Below are 25,494 nucleotides of genomic sequence, written 5' to 3'. Positions count from 1 at the left end.
CCCGCCAAGGCGCCCCCTTCCTAAATACCCCATCAAGACGGGATCATCTACCCCGGTGCAACATCAGCTGTTGGCGATACGGAAACCGACTTTCAGCGTGACCTGGAAGTGCGCGGCCTTGTTATCGCGGATATGGCCACGGGTATCGACCACCTCGAACCACTCCAGGTGCTTGATGCTCTTGCCCGCTTCGGCCAGGGCATTGTTGATCGCCTCTTCGATGCTGGTAGGCGAAGACCCCACCAGTTCGATCTTCTTGTACGTGTGATGATCGGTCATGAGCGCTCTCCTTGGGTGACGATGAAATTGAGCCTAGCAGCGCAGGCCTGGTTTATCTGCGAACCGTCACCCATGCACAAAGTTCGATCGCACTTTCACGCAAGCCAACGGTCGCACTTCTTACAGCCCATACTGCAAAGGAGAGTCAACATGCACCGTAATTCGCTGCGTAAAACGTCCCTGGAAAGCATGGAAGCGGAGATCGAGAGCCTTCTGAAAAGCCTGGAGAACCTCAAGCACGATGCGTCGGAAGAGTCCCAGAAGTCGGTGAAGGCAATCCGCAGCAACGCTGAAAGTGCCCTTCGTCATTCGCGCAGCCTGCTGAGCGATGCCTACGAAGAGGTGAAACAGCGCACCCGTCAGACCGGCATCGCCACCCGCGACTACGCCCAGGAACACCCGTACACCACCGCTGGCGTGGCCATTGGCGCACTGGGCCTGCTGGCGGCCTACCTGATGTGCAAACGCAACTAGGCGCTCTGCCGCGCCAATTCGGCACGTAGCCACTGCGCCAACTGCTCGGCGCGCCCGTCTGCGGCGCGCCTGGGCACCCACAGCGCCAGCGCGGCAGGCGTAGGGGAAAAGCCCCACGGCGCACTCAAGCGGCCCGCACGCAGGTCATCAGCGACCAATGGCTGTGGCGCAATCGCCACACCCAAACCTGCCACAGCGGCTTCCAGCAAGTAATACAGGTGCTCGAACGCCTGGCCATAGTGAATGGTTGCAGGGTCCAGCCTCTGTTCCAGCGCCCAGGTGGGCCAGGCCTGCGGGCGCGAGGTGGTGTGCAGCAGAGCTTCACCCAGCAACGCCTTGGCGGGCGCCCCCTGCAAGCGTTCAAAGCCGGCGTAATGGGGGCTCACCACTGGCCCGATACGTTCCTCGGCCAGTACATACACCTGCATGTCCGCAGGCCACGGTGGCTCGGCATACACCAACAGCGCGTCCAGCCCGGGTCGTCGCGGGTCGAGGTCTCCTTCACCCGCCGACAGGTGCAGGCGCAGCTCGGGCAAATCCGCCTGTAGCCGCCCCAGCCGTGGGATGAACCAGCGCGCCAGCAGGCTACCGGAGCAACCCAACACGAACGGCGCTTCGCTGACATCACGGCTGAGCTCGGCACACACGCTGCGCAGCCGGTCGAAGGCTTCGCCACTGGCATCGCGCAGGCGCACCCCGGCATCTGTGAGTTTGATGCCGCGCCCGTCCTTGACGAACAGGGCCACGCCCAAGTGCTCTTCAAGCACCTTGATCTGCCGGCTGACGGCACCGTGGGTAACATGCAGGGCTTCGGCCGCCTGGCTGACACTGTTCAGCCGGGCGGTGGCTTCGAATGCCCGCAGTGCGTTGAGGGGAGGGAGGTCGTGGGCCATTTTACCTGTGAGTTTTTCTGACAAGTTTGCGCAATCTTATCGGTTTTCAGCCGGGCTTGCCGTGGTTAGAGTAAAGCCCATCACTCATCCATTACGCCCTGGAGCGCCCCATGACCCAGTCCCAATACCGCCCCGGCCCCGACGCCAACGGCCTGTTCGGCTCGTTCGGCGGCCGCTACGTGGCCGAAACCCTGATGCCACTGGTGCTGGACCTGGCCCGCGAATACGAAGCGGCCAAGGCAGACCCCAAGTTCCTCGAAGAGCTGGCCTACTTCCAGCGCGACTACATCGGCCGCCCGAACCCGCTGTACTTCGCCGAGCGCCTGACCGAACACTGTGGCGGCGCCAAGATCTTCTTCAAGCGTGAAGAGCTCAACCACACCGGCGCACACAAGGTGAACAACTGCATCGGTCAGGTGCTGCTGGCCAAGCGCATGGGCAAGAAGCGCCTGATCGCCGAAACCGGCGCCGGCATGCACGGCGTGGCCACCGCCACCGTCGCCGCCCGCTTCGGTCTACCTTGCGTGATCTACATGGGCGCCACCGACATCGAGCGCCAGCAGGCCAACGTGTTCCGCATGAAATTGCTGGGCGCCGAGATCGTCCCGGTCACGGCCGGCACCGGCACCCTGAAAGACGCCATGAACGAAGCCCTGCGCGACTGGGTCACCAACGTCGAAGACACCTTCTACCTGATCGGTACCGTGGCCGGCCCACACCCGTACCCGGCCATGGTCCGTGACTTCCAGTCGATCATCGGCAAGGAAACCCGCGCCCAGCTGCAAGAAAAAGAAGGCCGCCTGCCAGACAGCCTGGTTGCCTGCGTGGGGGGTGGTTCCAACGCCATGGGCCTGTTCCATGAATTCCTCGAAGAGCCAAGCGTGCAGATCATCGGCGTCGAAGCCGGTGGCCACGGCGTGCACACCGACAAGCACGCCGCCAGCCTGAACGGCGGTGTACCGGGCGTGCTGCACGGCAACCGCACCTACCTGCTGCAGGACGAAGACGGCCAGATCACCGACGCCCACTCGATTTCCGCAGGCCTGGACTACCCGGGCATCGGCCCTGAGCACGCCTACCTGCACGAAGTGAAGCGCGTCGAGTACGTCAGCATCACCGACGACGAAGCGCTGGATGCGTTCCACGCCACCTGCCGCCTGGAAGGCATCATCCCGGCCCTGGAAAGCTCCCACGCCCTGGCCGAAGCGATCAAGCGCGCACCGAAGCTGCCCAAGGACCACCTGATGGTCGTGTGCCTGTCGGGCCGCGGCGACAAAGACATGCAAACCGTCATGAACCACATGGCCGCCCAGGAGAAACAGGCATGAGCCGTCTTGAACAACGCTTCGCCGAACTGAAAGCCGAAGGCCGTTCGGCACTGGTCACCTTCGTCACCGCAGGCGACCCGGGCTACGACGCCTCGCTGCAGATCCTCAAGGGCCTGCCGGCCGCTGGCGCCGACGTGATCGAACTGGGCATGCCGTTCACCGACCCGATGGCCGACGGCGTGGCCATCCAGCTGGCCACCCTGCGCGCCCTGGAAGCTGGCCAGACGCTGGCCAAGACCCTGCAGATGGTTCGCGAATTCCGTGTGGATAACCACACCACGCCGATCGTGCTGATGGGCTACTACAACCCGATCCACCGCTTTGGCGTGGAAAAGTTCGTGGCTGAAGCCAAGCAAGCCGGGGTAGATGGCCTGATCATTGTCGACCTGCCGCCAGAGCATGATGCCGAATTGGCTACCCCGGCCCAGGCCGCCGGCATCGACTTCATCCGCCTGACCACCCCGACCACCGACGATGCGCGCCTGCCGCGCGTGCTGGAGCGCAGCTCCGGGTTCGTCTACTACGTGTCGGTGGCGGGTGTAACCGGTGCCGGCTCGGCGACCACCGAGCACGTGACCGAGGCCATTGCCCGCCTGCGTCGGCATACCGATTTGCCGATCAGCGTTGGTTTCGGCATTCGTACGCCGGAGCAGGCCGCGAACATCGCCCGCTTGGCGGATGGTGTGGTGGTGGGGTCGGCGCTGGTCGACAAAATTGCCCAGGCCACTAGTGCCGACCAGGCAGTGAATGATGTGTTGAGCTTGTGCTCGGCATTGGCAGAAGGCGTGCGCGCCGCTCGTCGCTAAACCGCATCGCCTTCTTCGCGGACAAGCCCGCTCCCACAGGGACTACACAGATGCTGAATTTTGTGGAGGACTTGTGGGAGCGGGCTTGCCGGCGATGAGGTCATCACAGGCAACTGAGATTTACCCACCAAAAATTGACAGATCCAAAGGCCGCACAGCCCCCATCCAGATCGCATGGTCCCGGTGATCCGCCAGCTCATCCCCGGTGAGCGGGTGCATGAACACCACCAACCCCTTGCGGTACAGCGCCAACCAAGGCAACACCACCCCGATAAATTCCGGCTCGAACGCCAGCTGGCAACTCCAGTCCGGGTGCGGCCCAACCGGCTTCTGGTGCATACGCCCCATGGTCACAGGGAACAGCCGCGCCGCCTCCTCACACAGCTCACGTGCCTGATCCATCGTTGCCGCGTCGTAATAAACATGTGCGTGGTAACCCTTGATTCTTTGCACGATAACTCCCGATTACACCGCCATCAGCCACTGCGCTCCTGCTCCAGCCAGCTGACGAACCGCTCGATCAACGCCCCGCGCCGCTTGCGCGGTGGCAAAACCAGAAAATAGCCCCGACTCGACGTCAGGCTCCCCTCTAATGGCCGACATAGCAAGCCTTGATCCACCAGGCCATCCACCAGGTGCCGCCAACCAATCGCCACACCCTGACCGGCAATCGCCGCCTGGATCAGCAAGGTGTAGTTGTCAAAGCGCAACTGCCCCGCAGGTGGCGGACTGGCCACGCCAAACCCGCGAAACACCCCCGCCCAATCGAACCAGCGGCTGGCCTGCTCGCCCTTCAAATGCAACAGGGGCAACTGTTGCAAAGCCACGGCTGAAAAGGGTTTTCCATGGGTCAGGCGGGGGCTGCACACCGGGAACACTTCCTCATCGAACAGCCAGCGGCTTTCGCCCTGGTGAAAGCGCCCATCGCCAAACAGCACCGCCACATCGATGTCCGGCCGCAACATGCCCTGGCTGCGCTCACCGGTCACCAGGCTCACATCCACCTGTGGATAAGCTTCGTGAAAGCGCTGCAATCGGGGCATCAGCCAAAACGCCGCAAAAGCAAAGTCGGTGGCCACCTGCAGCACTTCGCGCTGGCCACGCCCGCTGACTTGGGCAATGCCATCATCCATCGCCTGCAAACCCTGATGCACCTGCTCGAACAGCACCTGTCCGGCTTCGGTCAGCTCGATGCCCCGGTAGATCCGGTCGAACAGGCGCGTGCCCAACTGCGCTTCCAGGCGCTTAACCTGCTGGCTCACGGCCGGTTGTGTGGTACCCAGCTCCAGCGCGGCGGCAGTAAAGCTGCGCAGACGTGCTGCCGCCTCGAACACGCGCAAGGTATCCAGTGACAGCTCGGCGATGTGCTCAAACATAAGCTTGGCTAATCCCAGTCATTGCCCGCCATGGGCTTTACCCATGTTAGCCACAGTCGCATCTTGGTAGGCAAGCGGTTCGCATAACCCTCAACGATGGAAGCCACCATGACGCGCCCGAATATCCTGTTCATCATGGCCGACCAGATGGCCGCACCTTTGCTGCCGATCTACGCCCCTTCGCCCATCCAGATGCCGCACCTTAGCCGCCTGGCCGAGCAGGCGGTGGTGTTCGACTCGGCCTACTGCAACAGCCCGCTGTGCGCGCCGTCGCGCTTCACCCTGGTCAGCGGCCAGTTGCCCAGCCGCATAGGCGCCTACGACAACGCCGCCGACTTCCCCGCAGACGTGCCAACCTATGCCCATTACCTGCGCCGGCTGGGCTACCGCACGGCACTGTCGGGCAAGATGCACTTCTGCGGCCCGGACCAGCTGCACGGCTATGAAGAACGCCTTACCAGCGATATCTACCCCGCCGACTACGGCTGGGCAGTGAACTGGGACGACCCGGATGTGCGCCCCAGCTGGTACCACAACATGTCCTCGGTGCTGCAGGCTGGCCCATGCGTGCGCACCAACCAGCTGGATTTCGACGAAGAGGTGGTGTTCAAGGCGCGCCAGTACCTGTACGACCATGTGCGCGAGAGCGATGGCCGGCCGTTCTGCCTGACCGTGTCCATGACCCACCCGCACGACCCGTACACCATCCCCAAGCGCTACTGGGACCGCTACGAGGCTGTGGATATCCCCATGCCCCACGCCGGGTTCAGCCAGTCGGAACTCGACCCGCACTCTCAGCGCCTGCTCAAGGTCTACGACCTGTGGAACAAACCGCTGCCTGTGGAAAAGATCCGCGATGCCCGCCGCGCCTACTTTGGCGCCTGCAGCTACATCGACGACAACATCGGCCAGCTGCTGCAAACCCTGGAGGAATGCAACCTGGCAGACGATACCGTGATCGTGTTCTCCGGCGACCACGGCGACATGCTCGGCGAGCGGGGCCTCTGGTACAAAATGCACTGGTTCGAGATGTCGGCACGGGTGCCATTGCTGGTTCATGCGCCGAAGCGCTTCGCAGCAAGCCGGATCAGTGCCTCGGTTTCCACCTGCGACCTGTTGCCAACCCTGGTCGAACTCGCTGGCGGCGCTGTGGATAACCACCTGCACCTGGATGGCCGCTCGCTGGTAAACCACCTGCAAGGGCAGGGCGGCCACGACGAAGTGATCGGCGAATACATGGCCGAAGGCACCGTCGGCCCGCTGATGATGATCCGCCGTGGGCCGTACAAGTTCGTGTACAGCGAAGACGACCCATGCCTACTCTATGACCTGAGCCGCGACCCGCACGAGCGGGAGAACCTCACCGGCAGCCCGGACCACCAAGCGCTGCTGCAGGCATTGGTCGATGAAGCACAGCAGCGTTGGGATATCCCCAGCCTGCGCCAGCAGGTGCTGGCCAGCCAGCGCCGCCGCCGCCTGGTGGCCGAAGCGCTGGCCATCGGCAAGCTGAAAAGCTGGGACCACCAACCGCTGGTGGACGCCAGCCAACAGTACATGCGCAACCACATCGATCTCGACGACCTCGAGCGCAAGGCACGTTATCCACAGCCCGCACCCATGGATTGAGAAGAGAGGCCGCCATGCACACGTTCTCCACCGCAGTATTCGCCCTGGCCCTGGGCGCCGCCACGGCCCACGCCGCCGACAGCGACGCGCAATGCAGCACCGTGAAAATGGCCGACCCCGGCTGGAGCGATATCGCTTCGACCAATGCCGTGGCCCGCCTATTACTGGAAAGCCTGGGCTACCAGGTGAAAATCGACAGCCTGGCCGTACCGATCATCTACGGTGGCTTGAAGGATGGCCGTGTCGACGCCTTCCTTGGCAACTGGATGCCAGCCCAGCAGGGTTTCCATGACAAGTTCATCGCCAACGGCGATGTGCAGCAGCTGTCACGCAACCTGGAGGGAACAGAGTTTACCCTGGCGGTGCCCGACTATGTGTGGAATGCCGGGGTGAAAGACTTTGCCGACCTGCAGAAGCACGCCGACCAGTTCGACAAAAAGCTGTATGGCATCGGCTCCGGCGCACCGGCCAATCTGTCACTGAAGGGAATCATCGATAAGAATGAATTCAACCTTGGTCAGTGGAAGCTGGTGGAGTCCAGTGAGCAGGCGATGCTGGCGCAGGTCGACCGGGCAGTGAAGAAGCAGCAGTTCATTACCTTCCTCGGCTGGACACCGCACCCGATGAACGTGAAGCTGAAGATGCATTACCTGACCGGCGGGGAGAAGTGGTTCGGCAGCAAAGGCGAGGTGTATACGCTGACCCGCAAGGGTTATCCACAAGCCTGCCCGAATGCGGCGAAGCTGTTGGGTAACCTTAGGTTCACGCTGGACATGGAAAACAGCATCATGGCTGAGGTTGTGGACAAGAAGATCAGTTTTGATGATGCGGCCAGGGCTTGGGTGAAGACGCATCCCGAGTTGCTGGATGGGTGGCTGGCTGGGGTGACCACAAAAAGTGGCGCCGATGCCCGCCAAGCAGTAGATAAAAAGCTGTAAACCGATCCCTGTGGGAGCGGGTTCACCCGCGAATGCGATGGTTGGGCCACAGACGCATTCGCGGGTGAACCCGCTCCCACAGGGAGGACAGTGCACCTCTAGGAATCTGGGTAACCCATGCATCGCATCATCCACCTGCTGCCCTTCCTCACTTGGCTCCCCCGCCAATCGGGCCGCAGCCTGCGCCAGGACCTGCTGGTGGGCCTGAGCGGTGCCATCCTTGCCCTGCCGCAATCCATCGCCTACGCCCTGATCGCCGGCCTGCCCGCCGAATATGGCCTGTACGCCGCCATCGTGCCGGTGCTGATCGCTTGCTTATGGGGTTCATCCTGGCACCTGATCTGCGGCCCGACCGCTGCCATTTCCATCGTCCTCTACGCCAGCATCAGCCCGCTGGCCGTGGCGGGCAGCGCCGATTACATCACCCTGGTGCTGCTGCTGACGTTCCTCGGCGGCATCTTCCAGCTACTGCTGGGGCTTTTGCGGTTTGGCGCGCTGGTCAATTTCGTCTCCCATTCCGTCGTGCTCGGTTTCACGCTGGGTGCTGCCATCGTCATTGCCCTGGGTCAGATGCCCAACCTGCTGGGCATGGACTTGCCCAGCCAGGCTACTGCACTGAAGACCGTGCAGGATCTGGCCAGCCACGCCGGAGAAGTCGACCTGCCTTCACTGGTGCTTGGCCTGGCCACCGTGCTGCTCGGCGTGACCTTGAAACTCTGGCGCCCACGCTGGCCGAGCCTGTTGATAAGCCTGATCCTGGTCAGCCTGCTGGCGTGGCTGTTGCCGGGCTTCTTTGGCCATGTACCACGAGTAGCGGCCTTCACCGGGCAACTTCCCCCCTTTAGCCCGCTGCCCCTGCTGGACGTGGAACTGTTGCTGCGCCTGCTGCCCAGCGCCGTGGCAGTGGGCATGCTGGGGCTGGTCACCAGCCTGTCGATTGCCCGCTCTCTCTCGGCACGCTCAGAACAGCTGATCGACCCGGATCAGGAAATACGTGCGCAGGGCCTGTCGAACATCGCAGGGGCGTTTTTCTCCGGTTACCTTTCTGCCGGCTCCTTCACCCGCTCGGGCCTGAGCTATGAAGCGGGTGCCCGCTCGCCCATGGCCGGGGTGTTTTCGGCGCTGTGGGTAGCGTTGTTCGCCGTTACCGGCGCCGGGTTGATCGCACACCTGCCGATACCCGCCATGGCCGGCAGCATTTTGCTGATCTGTTGGGGGTTGGTGGACCATCGGGGGATTCGCGCGCTGTTCCGGGTCAGCCGCTCGGAGTTTCTGGTAATGGCACTGACGGCGGCGGCGACCTTGCTGCTGGAATTGCAGACGGCGATATATGCCGGGGTGCTGGCGTCGCTGTTCTTCTATCTGAAGCGCACGTCACGGCCACGGGTACAGCAGAGCCGTGAAGGTGATGCGGATGTATTGCGGGTGGGCGGGTCGATCTTCTTTGGTGCGGCGCATTACCTGCAGGTGCGCTTGCAGCGTTGCCAAGGGCCGCATGTGGTGATCGATGCGCGGCAGGTGAATTTTATCGATTACTCGGGTGTGGATATGTTGCACCGCGAGGCGCGGCGGTTGCGGCGGTTGGGCGGGAGTTTGACCCTGCACCGGGCCAGGCCGCAGGTGATCGAGGAATTGCAGAAGCTGGAAGGGGTGGCGTTGTGCCCGATACGGTTTGAAGAGTGAGGTTGGGTTGAGATCTTGGGGCCGCTTTGCGGCCCCGACAATCTCAGCCTCGAGCCAGTTGCCGGCGCAGTTCAGCCAAAACCGGCGCCGTATCCGGCCGAACCCCACGCCAGATAAAGAAGGCTTCAGCCGCCTGCTCCGCCAGCATCCCCAACCCATCCAGCACCTTGGCCGCACCCAGCTTGGTAGCCCATTGGCAAAACGGCGTCGGCTCCTTGCCATACATCATGTCGTAGCAAACCGTACGCCCCGCCTCGACCAGGCTATCCGCAATCGGCGGCAATTCACCGGCCAGGCTCGCCGAGGTGGCATTGATGATTACATCCACCGGCTCCTGCAACCAGGCAAACCCACTGGCCACTACCGGCCCCAGTTCATCGAACTCATGTGCCAGTTGCTCGGCTTTTTCCACGGTACGGTTGGCAATCACCAGCGACTGCGGCTGGTGCGCCAGTATCGGCTCCAGCACGCCACGCACGGCGCCACCGGCCCCCAGGATGAGAATGCGCTTACCGGCAAGCTCGACCCCGGCATTCACCGTCAAGTCGCGCACCAGGCCAGCGCCATCGGTATTGTCGCCCTGCAGGGTGCCATCAGCCAGCTTGCTCAGCGTGTTCACTGCGCCAGCGCGCTGGGCACGCGGGGTCAGGCTGTCGCACAGGCGGTAGGCCTCTTCCTTGAACGGCACCGTGACGTTGCCGCCACTGCCTTGCTTGAAGAAGCCGCGCGCGCAATCGCTGAACTCGTCCAGTGGCGCCAGCAGGGTGGCGTATTCCAGGTCCTGGCCGGTCTGCTCGGCGAACAGGCGGTGGATCAGCGGCGACTTGCTGTGGCCGATGGGGTTACCGAAAACGACGTACTGGTCCATGGCGGCTCCTTGGTTGTCCACAGGCTTACTGGCCAAGCCAGTCGCGGTCTTGCAGGAAGTACTCGGTCAGGCGAGCTTCTTCGCTGCCGGGCGCAGCCTTCCAGTCGTAGCCCCAACGTACCTGCGGCGGCAGCGACATGAGGATGGACTCGGTACGGCCACCAGACTGCAGGCCGAACAGGGTGCCACGGTCGTAGACCAGGTTGAACTCCACGTAGCGACCGCGACGATATTCCTGAAACTCGCGCTGCTGCGGGGTGTAGGGCGTGTCCTTGCGGCGCTGGATGATCGGCAGATAGGCGTTGACGTAGGCATCGCCGATGGCGCGGATGAAGGCGAAGCAGGTGTCGAAATCCCACTCGTTCAAGTCATCGAAGAACAGCCCGCCAATGCCGCGTGGCTCACCCCGGTGCTTGAGGTGGAAGTAGCGGTCGCACCAGGCCTTGTAGCGCGGGTACACGTCGGCGCCGAACGGCGCGCAGGCCTGCTCGGCCACGCGGTGCCAGTGGATGCAGTCTTCTTCATTGCCGTAGTACGGGGTCAGGTCGAAGCCACCACCGAACCACCACACGGCTTCTTCACCTTCCTTTTCGGCGATAAAGAAGCGCACGTTGGCGTGAGAAGTGGGCACATGCGGGTTGTGCGGGTGAATCACCAGCGACACGCCCAAGGCCTCGAAGCCACGGCCCGCCAGCTCAGGGCGGTGGGCACTCGCCGAGGGCGGCAGACCCGCACCGAACACATGGGAAAAGTTGACCCCGCCTTTCTCGATCACCTTGCCGTCGCCGATCACCCGCGTGCGGCCCCCGCCACCGGCTTCGCGCACCCAGGCGTCCTCGACGAAGCGGGCGCCGCCGTCTTCTGTTTCGAGGGCAGAGCAGATGCGGTCTTGCAGGTCGAGCAGGTAGGCTTTCACGGCCTCGGTGCGGCTAGTCATCGGGTCACCAGGAACGGGCAGGGAAGAATTCGCCGCGTAGCATACCACCGCCAGCGCGCGCGCCGCAGTTGACGGCGATCAAGCAAAGGCGTCCGATAGAAGGCCTTTTCCCGATCCCGACGACAGGAGTGCGAGATGGCCAAGCGTATCCAGTTCAGCCAGCATGGCGGCCCGGAAGTGCTGCAGTTTGTGGAATTCGAACCCGCCCCACCGGGGCCGCAGCAGGTGCGCGTGCGTAACCATGCCATCGGCCTGAACTTCATCGATACCTACTTCCGCAGCGGGTTGTATGCGCCGCCGACCCTGCCTTCGGGCCTGGGCACCGAGGCCGCAGGTGTGGTCGAGGCCGTGGGCGAAGGCGTTACTCGGTTGAAGGTAGGGGATCGCGTGGCCCATGCCGGTGGCCCGCTGGGTGCGTACAGCGAGGTGCATACGCTGCCGGAGGCCAACCTGGTCAAGCTGCCCGACAGCATCAGCTTCGAGCAGGCAGCGGCGGTGATGCTCAAGGGTTTGACCGTGCAGTACCTGCTGAAGCAGACCTATGAGGTGAAGGCGGGTGACGTGATCCTGTTCCACGCGGCGGCTGGCGGTGTGGGTTCGCTGGCGTGCCAGTGGGCCAAGGCCTTGGGTGCCAAGCTGATCGGAACCGTGAGTTCTGCCGAAAAGGCCGAGCGGGCCAAGGCGCTGGGGGCGTGGGAAACCATCGACTACAGCCGTGAAGATGTCGCCAAGCGCGTGCTGGAGCTGACCGATGGCAAGAAATGCCAGGTGGTGTACGACGGCGTGGGCGCGGATACCTGGCTGACCTCGCTGGATTGCCTGCAACCACGTGGGTTGATGGTGAGCTTTGGCAATGCCTCGGGCGCGGTGAGCGGGGTGAACCTGGGGATTCTGGCGCAGAAGGGCTCGCTGTATGTGACCCGGCCAACCTTGGCGAGCTATGCCAACAATGCCGAGAACACCCAGGCCATGGCCGATGACCTTTTTGCGATGATTGCGAGTGGGAAGCTGGTTGTGGATATCCAGCAGCGGTATCCGCTGAGTGAGGCGGCCAAGGCGCAGGCGGAGCTGTCGGCGCGCAGGACGGTGGGGTCGACTGTACTGATCCCCTAAGCCGGGCACTTCACCCTGTGGGAGCGGGCATGCCCGCGAACACGGGCGAAGCCCGTGCCAAGCACCGCGTTGGATTCTTCGCGGTGTACGCCCGCTCCCACAGGTACTGTGTCGGCTTCTATAGCTGCGCTATGCCTGTGAGGGGCGGTTTGCCGGTGGTGGTGTCGACTCGATGCCATCCAGGATCGCCTCAACTACCCCTTCTGCCATTTCAATCGCATGCAGGTTCGACCAGAACATGCCACGGCCTTCTTCACGCATGTAGTCCAGGGCTTTGTAGCCGGTCTCGTAGGCGCTGCGCAGGTACAGGGCTACGTGGACCAGAGCGTCCTCGGCGGAAATGTTCGGGTTGACGGTGAAGAGTGGGTCATGGCCGGCATCGCAACGGCCGAAGGGGCGGGTGGAGGTACAGGGTAGGGGTGGATCAGGAACAATCTTCTTCATCATTAGATCTCGCTTCATGGCCCCACCCAGTCGTTACCACACGAATGGGTGGCAGCTGTACGCAGGGTGGTAAACCGGGTGGGAGATCTAAAACCCAGCAGGCACGAAGCCTCCTGCGAACAGCCGCCATGGACTGCCAAGATCACCCTGAACCCGGGTTACCACACCCGATCGCCAAGTTGTTCAGCGACGGTTGAAGCCTAAGGGCAGAGGTTCCCACTGAGAAGGTGATGGCAGAGGACGCGGGTCGTAGGATATTTCCGAAGTGGCTAGCTGGACAGCTATTTTGGCAATAATCAGAAAACCCTGACCCAGTGAAAGCCAACATCAGGCTCATGCACAGTGCGTGAGAAAAACGTCCCACCTTGACCATGCCGATTCGGAAGCATAGCCTTTCTGCTTGAGGATGTGCTGGTGCGCCGGTTGAGTTTCAAGTTATCCGGGCGAGTACATCCCCACCATTTAGGCCGCTTAAGCGGCCTTTATTTTTTGGATGAGCTTCAATTATGCTGCGAAGCTCAGACCTATGCGTGATGCTTTACCAAGCTCAAGATCGCTGCCAAGGCCAAATTGATATTTAATTCTATTTCATCAATGGGATTATCGCCTTTTATTATATTTACCTATGAGGCGACCTGTCATTTTTGCCAGTTTCAGCCCCCCCTTGGGCTCTTGTATTATTTTTCCACAAAGCCTCTGCCGAGCGAGAACTAACCCATGGGCAATACACCGTATTCAGTTTATGGCTATTTTTCATTGGCGGATATTGGATTCTCAACACTCAGCTTTACTGGCCAGCTGCGTGATAAGCTGACGGGATGCTATCTTCTAGGAAATGGATACAGAGGTTTCAGCCCGACACTCATGCGTTTCATCATCCCTGATATCTTCAGCCCTTTTGATATTGGAGGGATTAACCCCTACTGTTACTGCTCGGGCGATCCGATTAATAAATATGATCCAACCGGTGAAGCGGGTGTACCCAAACAGCCAAGTTCATTCCCACCTGCCGGCGGATTTCGTTTTAAAGGAAGGGCTGAAAATATAAATAAAGTTCAGGTTTTTTATAGCCCCGACCCAGAAAATCCCGGTTCAACTATTCTAAATATCAATATGCACGGCAGTAGGGGTTTTTTCTGGGACGGATACCGCCCGATGAGAGTGAAAAAATTTTTCAAAACCCTTGAAAAGCGTGGATACCCTCTGAGCAATCAGCGAACTCACTACATAACTTGTCACTCAGCAAATAAACCTTTTTTTGGCTTGTTTGGAAAGTCAGTCATTGAGCAGACGGTGAAAATCACAAAGGCACCCTCAACCGGTTATAAGGGGCCGGTTACAAGCTATCCTGACCGACCTAAATCGGAAGGTCAATTTTCAGATATAACCATTAACATTGATGTTAAAAACCCATTTCGGCCAGACCATCCGTCACATCATAAGTTCAGATACAAGCCTGTTACAGCATTCCCCAAAACCATGGGTAGCATTCGCCAGCCAGATGCGGGTGAATAACAGAATTGATAGGGAGCCTCGAAACTTAAATCTGAAATAACTAAATATCCTCCTAACTATGATGAAACGTTCGCCAACACCATAGTCAGAAGGAATATTTGAAAGCGTTAACCTGGACGAACGACTTCGCCAGTAGCCAGATTCCGAATCACACTCGGGTTCTTCCGCCCACCCAGCGCGCCGCCCAGCACCATGTCCAGCTGGCCATGGAAATACTGCTCCACCCGCAACCGGGTCTTCGCCGCCGGGCGCCCGCCCGGGTTGCACGAGGTGGAAATCAGCGGCCCCACCAGCGCGCACAGCTCACGCACCACCGGGTGATCGCTGACCCGCAGCGCCACGGTGTCATGCTGCCCGGTCACCCATTCAGGCAACAGGTCCTGATGCGGCACCAGCCAGGTGTTCGGCCCCGGCCAGGTGCTGCTCATGCGGTCGATCCAGTCTTCGGGGAAGTCCTCGAACAGGAAGTCGAACTGGCGGATGTTGTCGGCGATCAGGATCAGCCCTTTATCCACAGGCCGCGATTTCAGCGCCAGCAGGCGATACACCGCGTCCTCGTTCCACGGGTCGCAGCCCAGGCCCCAGACCGCTTCCGTCGGGTAGGCGATCACCGCGCCCGCCCGTACCTCACGTGCGGCTTGTTGCACACGAAAACTGCTCACCATTGCTGTCTCTCCGCCTGAATACCTTGCTTGTGTGCAGTGTACTTAGCCCGCACGGGCAAACCAACGCCCGGCTTCATTGCTGACCCGGCCTTCCAGCTCCAGCTCGGTCAGTTGCGCCAGCACTTCGGCCAGCGGCAGCTCGCTGCAATGCGCCAGGCTTTCGCTGGTTTGCGGCGCGGCATGCAGCAGGGCAAGCAGGGGATGGTCGAATTTGTCCACAACGGCGGGCGGCAGGTTTCGCCAACCCTGCAAGCTCTCCAGGATCTGATCCACGCTTTCCACCAGCAGCGCGCCATCACGGATCAACTGGTGGCAGCCCTTCGAACCCGGGTGGTGAATGGAACCCGGTATGGCATACACCTCACGGCCATGCTCGGCCGCCAGCCGGGCAGTGATCAACGAACCGCTTGCAAGGCTGGCTTCGACCACCAGTACGCCCAACGACAGCCCACTGATGATGCGATTGCGCCGCGGGAAGTTGCCGGGCAATGGCCCGGCATTCAGCGGGTACTCGGAAACCAGTGCGCCGCCATGGTCGATCATCGCCTGCGCAAGCTCCAGGTGCCGCTGTGGATAAAGTTTTTGCAACCCCGTGCCAAGCACGCCAATCGTACCCCCACCAGCCTGCAACGCAGCCCGATGAGCGGCACCATCGATACCCACAGCCAAGCCGCTGGTGATAGTGAAACCGGCCTGCGCCAGGTAGCGGGAAAATGCCGCAGCGGTGTCGAGCGCCGGTGGTGTGGCACGCCTGCTGCCCACAATGGCCAGCTGTGGACGTTCGAGCAACGCAGGTTCGCCAGCCACGAAAAGCAGCGGCGGCGCATCGTCGATTTCCGCCAACAATGCAGGGTAATCGGGGCCGTCCCACATCAGTAAATGCTGGCCAGGTCGCTCTAGCCAGGCCATTGCGGCCAGTGCGCCATCGCGCACTTCGGCACTGCGCCGCGCGTCGATGGTGATCTGTGGGATGCCCAGTGCACGCCAGGCCGAACCCGGTGCACTGAGTGCAGAGCAGGCACTGCCAAAGGCATCGAACAATATGCGAAAACGTCGCAGTCCCATCCCGGTAAGGCAGTGCAGGCGTAATCGTGCATCCAGTTCGGCAGGCGAACAGAGCGACGAATGGTGAATTGGCATAGGGATCATCCTTGATCGAAACAGGGCCATTTACGTGGCACAACCTGTGGATAACTCTGTGAGTAACACTTTGAAAAGCTGTCCATTGATTGAAGGCTATCAAGCCCATAAACACCCTAGACGAGCTTGCCAGGTGCCGAAATCCCCGTTTCCCTTTATTATGTGTGCTCAGTTTTCAACCGAACGCACAGTGACTGCCTGACCTTATGGCCATCTTGAACATTCTCGAATTCCCGGACCCGCGCCTGCGCACCATCGCCAAGCCGGTGACGGTGTTCGACGACGCCCTGCGTCAGCTGATCGACGACATGTTTGAAACCATGTACGAAGCCCCTGGCATCGGCCTGGCCGCCACCCAGGTGAACGTGCACCTGCAGGTCGTGGTCATGGATCTCAGCGAAGACCGCAGCGAGCCGCGCGTCTTCATCAACCCCACGGTCGAAGAGCTGACCCATGACATGGGCCAGTATCAGGAAGGCTGCCTGTCGGTACCGGGCTTCTACGAGAACGTCGACCGCCCGCTGCGCGTACGGGTCAAGGCCCAGGACCGCGACGGCAAGCCGTACGAGCTGGAATGCGAAGGCCTGCTGGCGGTGTGCGTGCAGCACGAATTCGATCACCTCAACGGCAAGCTGTTCGTTGACTACCTGTCGCAGCTCAAGCGCGACCGGATCAAGAAGAAGCTGGAAAAGCAGCACCGCCAGCAAGCCTGATCCCCACCTTCCAGAAGGCTTGCTCCGGCAAGCCTTTTTCTTTTTGAAGCGAGAACTCCATGCGCATCGTCTTTGCAGGCACTCCAGAGTTTGCCGCCGAACACCTCAAGGCCCTGCTCGACAGCCCGTACGAAATCGTGGCTGTCTACACCCAGCCAGACCGCCCTGCCGGCCGTGGCCAGAAGCTCATGCCAAGTGCGGTCAAGGCGCTGGCCGTGGCCCATGACATCCCGGTGTTCCAGCCACAGACACTGCGCAATGCCGAAGCGCAGGCTGAACTGGCCGCGCTCAAGCCAGACCTGATGGTGGTGGTCGCCTACGGCCTGATCCTGCCCCAGGTGGTGCTGGATATCCCGCGCCTGGGCTGCATCAATAGCCATGCCTCGCTGCTGCCACGCTGGCGCGGTGCCGCACCGATCCAGCGTGCCGTGGAAGCTGGCGACGCCGAGAGCGGTGTAACCGTGATGCGCATGGAAGCAGGCCTGGACACCGGCCCGATGCTGCTCAAGGTGGTGACCCCGATCAGCGCCGACGACACCGGCGGCACCTTGCACGACCGCCTGGCCGAAATGGGCCCGCCTGCCGTGGTACAGGCCATTGCCGGCCTGGCCGACGGCTCGCTGCAAGGCGAAGTGCAGGACGATGCCCTGGCTACCTACGCGCACAAGCTGAACAAGGACGAAGCCCGCATTGACTGGAGCCGCCCGGCTGTCGAACTGGAGCGCCTGATCCGCGCCTTCAACCCGTGGCCGGTGTGTCACAGCACCCTTGATGGCGAAAGCGTCAAAGTGCTGGCCGCCAACCTGTCCACCGGCAAGGGCGCCCCTGGCGAAATTCTGTCAGCCAGCAAGGACGGCCTGGTCGTCGCCTGCGGTGACCGGGCGCTGAGCCTCACCCGCCTGCAACTGCCCGGCGGCAAGGCGCTGAACTTCAGCGACCTGTTCAACAGCCGCCGCGAGAAGTTCGCCGCCGGCAAGGTGCTGGGCCAATGAACCCACGCCTCGCCGCCGCCCGTGCCCTTGCCGCTGTACTTAGCGGCAAGGCTTCGCTGAACAGCTCGCTGCCGGCGCAGCTGGACAAGGTCGACGAGCGCGACCGTGGCCTGACCCAGGACCTGGCGTTCGGCACCGCGCGCTGGCAGCCTCGCCTCGACCTGCTGGCCGCGCAACTGCTGCAAAAGCCGTTCAAGGCCGCCGATGCCGATGTGCAGGCGCTGCTGCTGGTCGGCCTGTATCAGTTGTTCTACACCCGTATTCCCGCCCACGCCGCCATCGGCGAAACCGTCGGCTGTGCCGACAAGCTGAAGAAGCCGTGGGCCAAAGGGCTGCTCAATGCCGTACTGCGCCGCGCCCAGCGCGAAGGCGAGGAGCTGTTGGCAAGCATGGAGCGCGACCCGGTGGTACGCACCGCCCACCCGCGCTGGCTGCAAAAGTTGCTGAAAGCGTTCTGGCCGGAGCAGTGGGAAGCCATCTGCGCCGCCAACAATGCCCACCCGCCGATGATCTTGCGGGTCAACCGCCGCCACCACAGCCGCGATGCCTACCTGGCATTGCTGACCGAGGCGGGCGTCAGCGCCAGTGCCTGCCAGTACAGCCGTGACGGCATCGTGCTGGCCGAAGCTTGCGACGTACGCGGCCTGCCAGGCTTCGCCGAAGGCTGGGTGAGCGTGCAGGACGAAGCTGCGCAGCTGTCCGCCGACCTGCTCGAACTGGCTCCCGGTCAGCGCGTGCTGGACGCCTGCTGCGCCCCGGGAGGCAAAACCTGCCACCTGCTCGAAGCCGAAGCCGGCCTGGCCCACGTAGTGGCCATCGACCTGGAAGCCAAGCGCCTGACCCGCGTACGCGAGAACCTTGACCGCCTGCAACTGGACGCCGAGCTGATCGCCTGCGATGCCCGTGACACCGCCAGCTGGTGGGACGGCAAGCCATTCCAGCGCATCCTTCTCGACGCCCCGTGCTCGGCCACTGGCGTGATCCGCCGCCACCCGGACATCAAGCTGACTCGCCAGGCCGACGACATTCCGGCCCTGGCTTCACTGCAAGGCGAGCTGCTGGATGCCCTGTGGCCGACCCTGGAAGTAGGCGGCATGCTGCTGTACGCCACCTGCTCCAGCCTGCCGACCGAGAACACCGAAGTGATCGACGCCTTCCTGGCCCGCACCCCGGGCGCCCGTGAGCTGGGCCTGGCCACCGAGGCCGGGCTGCGCCAGCCCCACGGTCGCCAGCTGCTGGCCCAGGAAGGCGGCCACGACGGTTTCTACTATGCCAAGCTGATCAAGATCGCCGCCTCGCGCGGATAAGAACAAAAGGTAGGGAGTAGCGGATGAAGATCATCATCCTCGGCGCAGGCCAGGTAGGCGGTACGCTGGCAGAGCACCTGGCCAGCGAAGCCAACGACATCACCGTGGTCGACACCGATGGCGACCGCCTGCGCGACCTGGGCGACCGCCTGGACATCCGCACCGTGCAAGGCCGCGGCTCGCTGCCGACGGTGCTGCGCCAGGCCGGTGCTGACGATGCCGACATGCTGGTAGCGGTGACCAACAGCGATGAAACCAACATGGTCGCCTGTCAGGTAGCCTATTCGCTGTTCCACACCCCGACCAAGATCGCCCGTGTACGCGAGTCGGCCTACCTCACCCGCGAAGAGCTGTTCGACAACGACCATATCCCGGTCGACGTGCTGATCAGCCCTGAGCAGGTGGTGACCAACTACATCAAGCGCCTGATCGAACACCCGGGCTCGCTGCAGGTGATCGACTTCGCCGAAGGCAAGGCCCAGCTGGTGGCGGTAAAGGCTTACTACGGTGGCCCGCTGGTCGGCCAGCAACTGCGCCAGATTCGTGCCCACATGCCTAACGTCGATACCCGCGTGGCAGCCATCTTCCGCCGCGACCGGCCGATCACCCCACGGGGCGACACGGTAATCGAAGCCGACGACGAAGTGTTCTTCATTGCCGCGAAGAAGGACATCCGCGCCGTGATGGGCGAGCTGCGCCGCATCGACGAAACTAACAAGCGCATTGTCATCGCCGGGGGCGGGCAGATCGGCGAACGCTTGGCCGAGGCCATCGAAAGCCGCTACCAGGTGAAGATCATCGAGATGAGCCCCGCCCGTTGCCGGCACCTCTCCGATACCCTGGAAAGCACTGTGGTGCTGCAGGGCAGCGCTTCGGACAAGGACCTGATGCTCGAAGAGAACATCGCCGACGCCGATATTTTCCTGGCGCTGACCAACGACGACGAAGCCAACATCATGTCGTCGCTGCTGGCCAAGCGCCTGGGCGCGGGCAAAGTGATGACCATCATCAACAACCCGGCCTATGTCGACCTGGTGCAGGGCGGCGATATCGACATTGCCATCAGCCCGCAGCTGGCCACCATCGGCACCCTGCTGGCGCACGTGCGCCGTGGCGACATTGTCAGCGTGCACTCGCTGCGCCGTGGCGCGGCCGAGGCCATCGAAGCGGTGGCGCACGGGGATTCGAAGTCAAGCAAGGTGGTGGGCAAAGCCATCGAAGACATCGCCCTGCCACCGGGTACCACCATTGGCGCAATCATTCGTGACGAAGAAGTAATGATTGCCCACGACGACACCATGATCGAGTCGGGTGACCATGTGATCCTGTTCGTTGTGGATAAAAAGCATATTCGGGATGTGGAGAAGCTGTTCCACGTCGGCTTGAGTTTCTTCTAGGAGAAGAAGGCATGCGCGAATCGCTGGAGAAGATGCTGGCCAAGGGTGTGGATAACCCGCTGCTGAGGTTTGGCCTGGGCAAGGCCTGGCTGGATGAAGGCAACGGCGCTGAAGCGGCGGAGCACCTAGCCCGGTGTGTTGAGCAGGATCCGAAGTACTCCGCAGCCTGGAAGCTGCTGGGCAAGGCGTATCAGTTGCAGGGCGACCTGACGGCGGCGCGCAAGGCCTGGGAGGAGGGGATCGAGGCAGCGCTGGCCCATGGGGACAAGCAGGCCGAGAAAGAGATGGCCGTGTTTCTGAAGAAGCTCAACAAAGTCTGAAATTACCGGGGCGGCTTTGCCGCCCATCGCAGCGGTTCGTCGCCACGACAAGCCAGCTCCCACAGGGACCGAGTGGGAGCTGGCTTGCCTGCGAATGGGGCGCGAAGCGCCCCGAAAATCTCAGTACCAGCGCGGCTCGCCCGCCGGGCGCTTCTTGAAGCGCTTCATGCTCCACATGTACTGGCTCGGGTACTCGCGCACATAACGCTCGACCACCTTGCTCATTGCCGCGGCCGACACGTTCACGTCGGTGCTGTACATCTCTTCTGGCGCAGCTTCCAGGAACACTTTGAAGCCCGAGCCATCCGGCAGCCGCAGCGCATGCAGGAACACCCCCACCGCCTTGCCACCGGCCAGCATGTTCGGCACGAACTTGCTGGTCAGCGCCTGGGTGCCGAGGAACGGTACGAACACCCCCGCCGATTCCGCTGGCTCCGGGTCGGCAGGAATACCCACCTGGCCACCCCGGCGCACTTCCTTGATCACGCTGAGAATGCCTTCCTTGGTCGAAGGCGCCACGCGGTTGCCCATCTGCACGCGCTGCTCGCGCAGCAGGTCATCCACTGCCTTGAGCTTGGGTGGGCGGTAGAAGATGATCGGTTTGCACTGGTTGCAGTAGAAGTGGTTCAACACCTCCCAGTTGCCCAGGTGGCTGGTGATACCCACCACACCCTTGCCCGAGGCCAAAGCCTGTTCCAGCACTTCCAGTCCATGCACTTCCTTGACCAGCTCCAGCGAACGCTGCGGCGGCCAGATCCAGGCACAGGCACTTTCGACAAAGGACTTACCAATATCCCGTAGCGCCTGGCCGACCAGTTGCTCACGGGCAACCGGGTCCATCTCCGGGAAACACTTGGCCAGGTTGATGCGCACCACGTTGCGCGAACTGTTGGGGATCTTCCACATCAGCCAGCCAATACCCGCGCCGACGCGCTGCACAGCACCCCAGGGCAGCTTGGCAAACAGGCGCAGCACCCCGACCATCAGGGCGCCCTTGAACTTTTCCACAGGCGAATTCCTTATTTCAGCAAGGCGCGCATTGTAACCCCTCAGCGCAGCAAGGCGGCGTAGCGATCGCAATCGGTGGTGTGGTCCATGACCATGCCGGTAGCTTGCATGAAGGCGTAGCAGATGGTCGGGCCGACGAACGTGAAGCCGGCTTTCTGCAGGGCCTTGCTCATGGCCTTGGCTTCATCGGTGACCGCCGGCACATCGCTACGGCCCGCGAAATGGTTGACCTTCGGCTCCCCGCCAACGAACGACCATAACCAATCGGCGGGGTTATCCACAGCCAGCCAGGCCTGCGCGTTGCGCCGGGCGGCCTTGAGTTTGAGCCGGTTGCGGATGATGCCAGCATCCTGCATCAGTTCTTCGATACGTTCGTCGCTCATGGCCGCCAACTGCACAGGGTCGAAGCCGTACATCACCTCGCGATAACGCGCGCGTTTGCGCAAAACAGTGATCCACGAAAGCCCCGCCTGGAACCCTTCGAGCAAAAGCATCTCGAAGAGCAACGCCGGGTCGCGCTGTGGCGTTCCCCATTCCTGGTCATGGTAGGCCTGGTACAACGGATCGTCGGTACACCAAAAGCAGCGTGGCATAAGGCTCCAATGAGTAGAGGGCGAGGCGAATCAGGTTATACTCCCGCTCTTTACATCCGCATCCCCAGATACAGGTGAATTTCGTGAGCCAGCCTACGCCAGCCGTGCGTACCTTCCAAGACCTGATCCTCGCCCTGCAAAACTACTGGGCAGCTCAAGGTTGTGTGGTGCTTCAGCCCTACGATATGGAAGTAGGCGCCGGCACTTTCCACACCGCTACATTCCTGCGCGCCGTGGGTCCAGAAACCTGGAACGCCGCCTATGTGCAGCCTAGCCGTCGCCCTGCCGACGGGCGGTATGGCGAAAACCCCAACCGCCTGCAGCACTACTACCAGTTCCAGGTGGTGCTCAAGCCGAACCCGGCCAACTTCCAGGAGCTTTACCTCGGCTCGCTGAAAGCCATCGGCCTGGACCCGCTGGTGCACGACATCCGCTTCGTCGAAGACAACTGGGAATCGCCAACCCTCGGCGCCTGGGGCCTGGGCTGGGAAATCTGGCTGAACGGCATGGAAGTGACCCAGTTCACCTACTTCCAGCAGGTAGGCGGCATCGAGTGCTACCCGGTCACCGGTGAAATCACCTACGGGCTGGAGCGCCTGGCCATGTATATCCAGGGCGTCGACTCGGTGTACGACCTAGTGTGGGCCGACGGCCCGTTCGGCAAGGTCACCTATGGCGACGTGTTCCACCAGAACGAAGTGGAGCAGTCGACCTACAACTTCGAACACGCCAACGTCGACAAGCTGTTCGAACTGTTCGACTTCTACGAAAGCGAAGCGAACCGCCTGATCAAGCTGGAGCTGCCGCTGCCGACCTACGAAATGGTCCTGAAGGCCTCGCACACCTTCAACCTGCTGGACGCCCGCCGCGCCATCTCGGTTACCGAGCGCCAGCGTTACATCCTGCGTGTACGTACCCTGGCCCGGGACGTGGCGCAAAGCTATCTGCAAGCCCGCGCACGCCTGGGCTTCCCGATGGCCACCCCTGAACTGCGTGACGAAGTGTTGGCTAAGCTGGAGGCTGCACAATGAGTGCTCAAGATTTCCTGGTAGAACTGGGCACCGAAGAGCTGCCACCGAAAGCCCTCGCCAGCCTCGGCGAAGCCTTCCTGGCCGGTATCGAGAAGGGCCTGCAAGCTGCTGGCCTGAACTACACCGGCAAGCAGGTGTATGCCGCACCGCGTCGCCTGGCCGTGCTGATTCGCCAGCTGGATGTGCAGCAGCCTGACCGCAGCATCAACATCGACGGCCCGCCCCTGCAGGCTGCTTTCAAAGACGGCGAGCCGACCCAGGCTGCCCTGGGCTTCGCCAAGAAGTGTGGCGTGGAACTGGCCGAAATCGACCAAAGCGGCCCCAAGCTGCGCTTCTCCCAGCACATCCCGGGCAAGGCCACTGCCGGTCTGCTGCCAACCATCGTCGAAGATTCGCTCAACGACCTGCCAATCCCCAAGCGCATGCGCTGGGCGGCCAGCCGTGAAGAGTTCGTGCGCCCAACGCAATGGCTGGTGATGCTGCTGGGCGACCAGGTGGTCGACTGCACCATCCTGTCGCAGAAGGCCGGCCGTGAATCCCGTGGTCACCGCTTCCACCACCCGGAGAACGTGGTCATCACCACCCCGGCCAACTACGTCGAAGACCTGCGCAAAGCCTACGTGCTGGCCGACTTCGCCGAGCGGCGCGAGCTGATCAGCAAGCGTACCGCCGAGCTGGCCATGCAGCAGGAAGGCACTGCCATCGTGCCACCGGCGCTGCTGGACGAAGTGACTGCCCTGGTCGAGTGGCCGGTGCCGCTGGTGTGCTCGTTCGAGGAGCGCTTCCTCGAAGTGCCGCAGGAAGCCCTGATCACCACCATGCAGGACAACCAGAAGTACTTCTGCCTGCTGGACAGCGAAGGCAAGCTGCTGCCGCGCTTCATCACCGTGGCCAACGTTGAAAGCCGCGACCCGAAGCAGATCGTGCAGGGCAACGAGAAGGTCGTGCGCCCACGCCTGACCGACGCCGAGTTCTTCTTCAAGCAAGACAAGAAACAGCCGCTGGAAACCTTCAACGAGCGCCTCAAGAACGTGGTGTTCCAGGCCCAGCTGGGCACTGTATACGACAAAGCCGAGCGCGTTTCCAAACTGGCCGCCTTCATCGCCCCGCTGATCGGCGGCGACGCCCAGCGCGCCGGCCGTGCCGGCCTGCTGTCCAAGTGCGACCTGGCCACCGAGATGGTTGGCGAATTCCCTGAAATGCAGGGTGTTGCCGGTTACTACTACGCGCTCAACGACGGTGAGCCGGAAGATGTGGCCCTGGCCCTGAACGAGCAGTACATGCCGCGCGGTGCTGGCGCCGAGCTGCCGCAGACCCTTACCGGGGCTGCCGTGGCCATCGCCGACAAGCTCGATACCCTGGTGGGTATCTTCGGCATCGGCATGCTGCCAACCGGCAGCAAAGACCCGTACGCCCTGCGCCGTGCTGCCTTGGGCGTGCTGCGTATCCTGATCGAGAAGCAGCTGGACCTGAACCTGACCGGCGCGGTCGAGTTCGCGGTCAAGCAGTTCGGTGCCAAGGTCAAAGCTGCCGGCTTGTCGGAGCAGGTGCTGGAGTTCATCTTCGACCGCCTGCGTGCACGTTACGAAGACGAAGGCATCGACGTGGCCACCTACCTGTCGGTGCGTGCCCTGCAGCCAGGCTCTGCCCTGGACTTCGACCAGCGCGTACAGGCCGTGCAGGCCTTCCGCAAGCTGCCGGAAGCCGAAGCCCTGGCCGCGGTGAACAAGCGTGTGTCGAACCTGCTGAGCAAGGCCGAAGGCGCCATCGCCGAACAGGTCGAGCCCAAGTACTTCGACAATGCCAACGAGTTCTCCCTGTACTCGGCCATTCAGCAGGCCGACCAGGCCGTGCAACCGATGGCTGCTGCACGCCAGTACAGCGAATCGCTGGCCCGCCTGGCGGCCCTGCGTGACCCGGTGGACGCCTTCTTCGAGGCGGTGATGGTCAACGCCGAAGACGCCAAGGTACGCGCCAACCGTTATGCCCTGCTCAGCCGCCTGCGCGGTCTGTTCCTGGGCGTGGCCGACATTTCGCTGCTGGGGTAA

General features: G+C 62.2%; 26 protein-coding genes. 15 read left to right on the top strand and 11 right to left on the bottom strand.

The genetic code is table 11. The features are described 5' to 3' along the window. Nucleotides 1-63 precede the first annotated feature (63 nt). Nucleotides 64-279: a dodecin gene (locus ACF8R4_RS04395; RefSeq protein WP_003253076.1), complete on the bottom strand. Its 216-nt coding sequence runs from the start codon at nt 277-279 to the stop codon at nt 64-66. Nucleotides 280-429: 150 nt separating this feature from the next. On the opposite strand from ACF8R4_RS04395, the gene ACF8R4_RS04390 reads away from it, so the two are divergent. Continuing rightward, nucleotides 430-753 (top strand): YqjD family protein, encoded by a 324-nt coding sequence (locus ACF8R4_RS04390; protein WP_016712811.1) that lies wholly within the window; start codon nt 430-432, stop codon nt 751-753. Here the strand turns inward: ACF8R4_RS04390 and ACF8R4_RS04385 are convergent. Next, a complete protein-coding gene (locus tag ACF8R4_RS04385) occupies nt 750-1,646 on the bottom strand; it encodes a LysR family transcriptional regulator (protein WP_060499850.1) in 897 nt (298 codons plus the stop codon). The two genes, ACF8R4_RS04390 and ACF8R4_RS04385, sit on opposite strands and share 4 nt — an antisense overlap. A 110-nt stretch (nt 1,647-1,756) precedes the next feature. On the opposite strand from ACF8R4_RS04385, the gene trpB reads away from it, so the two are divergent. Both trpB and trpA read left to right on the top strand, forming a co-directional pair. Next, nucleotides 1,757-2,974, top strand: a complete 1,218-nt coding sequence (gene trpB / locus ACF8R4_RS04380; protein ID WP_015268451.1) for a tryptophan synthase subunit beta — start codon at nt 1,757-1,759, stop codon at nt 2,972-2,974. After that, nucleotides 2,971-3,780: a tryptophan synthase subunit alpha gene (trpA, locus tag ACF8R4_RS04375; protein ID WP_060499851.1), complete on the top strand. Its 810-nt coding sequence runs from the start codon at nt 2,971-2,973 to the stop codon at nt 3,778-3,780. The genes trpB and trpA overlap by 4 nt, the downstream gene beginning before the upstream one ends. A 120-nt stretch (nt 3,781-3,900) precedes the next feature. Here the strand turns inward: trpA and ACF8R4_RS04370 are convergent, their stop codons facing one another. Together ACF8R4_RS04370 and ACF8R4_RS04365 are read right to left on the bottom strand one after the other, a co-directional pair. Then, entirely contained in the window at nt 3,901-4,233 is a 333-nt protein-coding gene (locus ACF8R4_RS04370) for a DOPA 4,5-dioxygenase family protein (RefSeq protein WP_060499852.1), read from the bottom strand. 23 nt (nt 4,234-4,256) lie between these two features. Next, nucleotides 4,257-5,156 carry a choline sulfate utilization transcriptional regulator gene (locus ACF8R4_RS04365; RefSeq protein WP_060499853.1) on the bottom strand — a complete coding sequence of 300 codons (900 nt, stop codon included), beginning with the start codon at nt 5,154-5,156 and terminating at the stop codon, nt 4,257-4,259. Between the two features lie 108 nt (nt 5,157-5,264). Here ACF8R4_RS04365 and betC point away from each other — a divergent pair, with 108 nt between their 5' ends. The 3 genes from betC to ACF8R4_RS04350 all read left to right on the top strand — a co-directional run bounded on the left by betC (nt 5,265) and on the right by ACF8R4_RS04350 (nt 9,403). Continuing rightward, the gene (betC, locus tag ACF8R4_RS04360; protein WP_104833663.1) at nt 5,265-6,782 is read left to right on the top strand and encodes a choline-sulfatase; all 1,518 of its coding nucleotides are present in this window, start codon (nt 5,265-5,267) and stop codon (nt 6,780-6,782) included. Nucleotides 6,783-6,796: 14 nt separating this feature from the next. Next, complete coding sequence (choX, locus tag ACF8R4_RS04355; protein ID WP_104833664.1) at nt 6,797-7,720, top strand: choline ABC transporter substrate-binding protein; 924 nt, start codon at nt 6,797-6,799, stop codon at nt 7,718-7,720. A 117-nt stretch (nt 7,721-7,837) separates the two neighbouring features. Next, complete coding sequence (locus ACF8R4_RS04350; RefSeq protein ID WP_060499856.1) at nt 7,838-9,403, top strand: SulP family inorganic anion transporter; 1,566 nt, start codon at nt 7,838-7,840, stop codon at nt 9,401-9,403. Nucleotides 9,404-9,446: 43 nt separating this feature from the next. Here ACF8R4_RS04350 and aroE read toward each other — a convergent pair whose 3' ends face one another. Further along, nucleotides 9,447-10,271 carry a shikimate dehydrogenase gene (gene aroE, locus ACF8R4_RS04345; protein ID WP_223625223.1) on the bottom strand — a complete coding sequence of 275 codons (825 nt, stop codon included), beginning with the start codon at nt 10,269-10,271 and terminating at the stop codon, nt 9,447-9,449. Nucleotides 10,272-10,296: 25 nt separating this feature from the next. Further along, complete coding sequence (gene hemF, locus ACF8R4_RS04340; RefSeq protein ID WP_104833667.1) at nt 10,297-11,208, bottom strand: oxygen-dependent coproporphyrinogen oxidase; 912 nt, start codon at nt 11,206-11,208, stop codon at nt 10,297-10,299. Between the two features lie 135 nt (nt 11,209-11,343). Here hemF and ACF8R4_RS04335 point away from each other — a divergent pair, with 135 nt between their 5' ends. Beyond that, the gene (locus ACF8R4_RS04335) at nt 11,344-12,321 is read left to right on the top strand and encodes an NADPH:quinone reductase (RefSeq protein WP_392491741.1); all 978 of its coding nucleotides are present in this window, start codon (nt 11,344-11,346) and stop codon (nt 12,319-12,321) included. A gap of 129 nt (nt 12,322-12,450) precedes the next feature. Here the strand turns inward: ACF8R4_RS04335 and ACF8R4_RS04330 are convergent, their stop codons facing one another. Then, nucleotides 12,451-12,768, bottom strand: coding sequence for a hypothetical protein (locus ACF8R4_RS04330; protein ID WP_392491781.1), 318 nt, complete (start codon nt 12,766-12,768; stop codon nt 12,451-12,453). Nucleotides 12,769-13,482: 714 nt separating this feature from the next. Between ACF8R4_RS04330 and ACF8R4_RS04325 the strand changes: the two genes are divergently transcribed. Further along, nucleotides 13,483-14,280, top strand: coding sequence for an RHS repeat-associated core domain-containing protein (locus ACF8R4_RS04325; RefSeq protein ID WP_392491740.1), 798 nt, complete (start codon nt 13,483-13,485; stop codon nt 14,278-14,280). A 107-nt stretch (nt 14,281-14,387) separates the two neighbouring features. Here ACF8R4_RS04325 and ACF8R4_RS04320 read toward each other — a convergent pair whose 3' ends face one another. Both ACF8R4_RS04320 and dprA read right to left on the bottom strand, forming a co-directional pair. Continuing rightward, a complete protein-coding gene (locus tag ACF8R4_RS04320; protein WP_156867440.1) occupies nt 14,388-14,945 on the bottom strand; it encodes an L-threonylcarbamoyladenylate synthase in 558 nt (185 codons plus the stop codon). Nucleotides 14,946-14,987: 42 nt separating this feature from the next. Further along, complete coding sequence (gene dprA / locus ACF8R4_RS04315; protein WP_164523994.1) at nt 14,988-16,085, bottom strand: DNA-processing protein DprA; 1,098 nt, start codon at nt 16,083-16,085, stop codon at nt 14,988-14,990. A gap of 206 nt (nt 16,086-16,291) precedes the next feature. Between dprA and def the strand changes: the two genes are divergently transcribed. The 5 genes from def to ACF8R4_RS04290 are packed head-to-tail and all read left to right on the top strand — an operon-like array spanning nt 16,292 to nt 20,814. Next, nucleotides 16,292-16,798, top strand: a complete 507-nt coding sequence (gene def, locus ACF8R4_RS04310; RefSeq protein WP_016712797.1) for a peptide deformylase — start codon at nt 16,292-16,294, stop codon at nt 16,796-16,798. A 59-nt stretch (nt 16,799-16,857) separates the two neighbouring features. Further along, entirely contained in the window at nt 16,858-17,790 is a 933-nt protein-coding gene (fmt, locus tag ACF8R4_RS04305) for a methionyl-tRNA formyltransferase (RefSeq protein ID WP_060499861.1), read from the top strand. Further along, entirely contained in the window at nt 17,787-19,097 is a 1,311-nt protein-coding gene (gene rsmB, locus ACF8R4_RS04300) for a 16S rRNA (cytosine(967)-C(5))-methyltransferase RsmB (RefSeq protein ID WP_060499862.1), read from the top strand. Before fmt ends, rsmB begins: the two co-directional genes overlap by 4 nt. Before the next feature lie 23 nt (nt 19,098-19,120). Beyond that, nucleotides 19,121-20,494 (top strand): Trk system potassium transporter TrkA, encoded by a 1,374-nt coding sequence (trkA, locus tag ACF8R4_RS04295; protein WP_016712794.1) that lies wholly within the window; start codon nt 19,121-19,123, stop codon nt 20,492-20,494. An 11-nt stretch (nt 20,495-20,505) separates the two neighbouring features. Beyond that, a complete protein-coding gene (locus ACF8R4_RS04290) occupies nt 20,506-20,814 on the top strand; it encodes a tetratricopeptide repeat protein (RefSeq protein ID WP_060499863.1) in 309 nt (102 codons plus the stop codon). A gap of 120 nt (nt 20,815-20,934) precedes the next feature. Here the strand turns inward: ACF8R4_RS04290 and ACF8R4_RS04285 are convergent, their stop codons facing one another. Together ACF8R4_RS04285 and ACF8R4_RS04280 are read right to left on the bottom strand one after the other, a co-directional pair. Further along, a complete protein-coding gene (locus ACF8R4_RS04285) occupies nt 20,935-21,822 on the bottom strand; it encodes a lysophospholipid acyltransferase (RefSeq protein ID WP_003253121.1) in 888 nt (295 codons plus the stop codon). A 41-nt stretch (nt 21,823-21,863) separates the two neighbouring features. Continuing rightward, complete coding sequence (locus tag ACF8R4_RS04280) at nt 21,864-22,415, bottom strand: DNA-3-methyladenine glycosylase I (protein WP_060499864.1); 552 nt, start codon at nt 22,413-22,415, stop codon at nt 21,864-21,866. Nucleotides 22,416-22,498: 83 nt separating this feature from the next. Here ACF8R4_RS04280 and glyQ point away from each other — a divergent pair, with 83 nt between their 5' ends. Together glyQ and glyS are read left to right on the top strand one after the other, a co-directional pair. Then, the gene (gene glyQ, locus ACF8R4_RS04275) at nt 22,499-23,446 is read left to right on the top strand and encodes a glycine--tRNA ligase subunit alpha (RefSeq protein WP_003253126.1); all 948 of its coding nucleotides are present in this window, start codon (nt 22,499-22,501) and stop codon (nt 23,444-23,446) included. Then, nucleotides 23,443-25,494 (top strand): glycine--tRNA ligase subunit beta, encoded by a 2,052-nt coding sequence (glyS, locus tag ACF8R4_RS04270; RefSeq protein WP_016712790.1) that lies wholly within the window; start codon nt 23,443-23,445, stop codon nt 25,492-25,494. The genes glyQ and glyS overlap by 4 nt, the downstream gene beginning before the upstream one ends.

This window comes from Pseudomonas sp. FYR_2, from assembly GCF_043106425.1.
Lineage (GTDB): Bacteria > Pseudomonadota > Gammaproteobacteria > Pseudomonadales > Pseudomonadaceae > Aquipseudomonas > Aquipseudomonas monteilii.
This window is presented reverse-complemented; position numbering and strand designations above follow the sequence as displayed.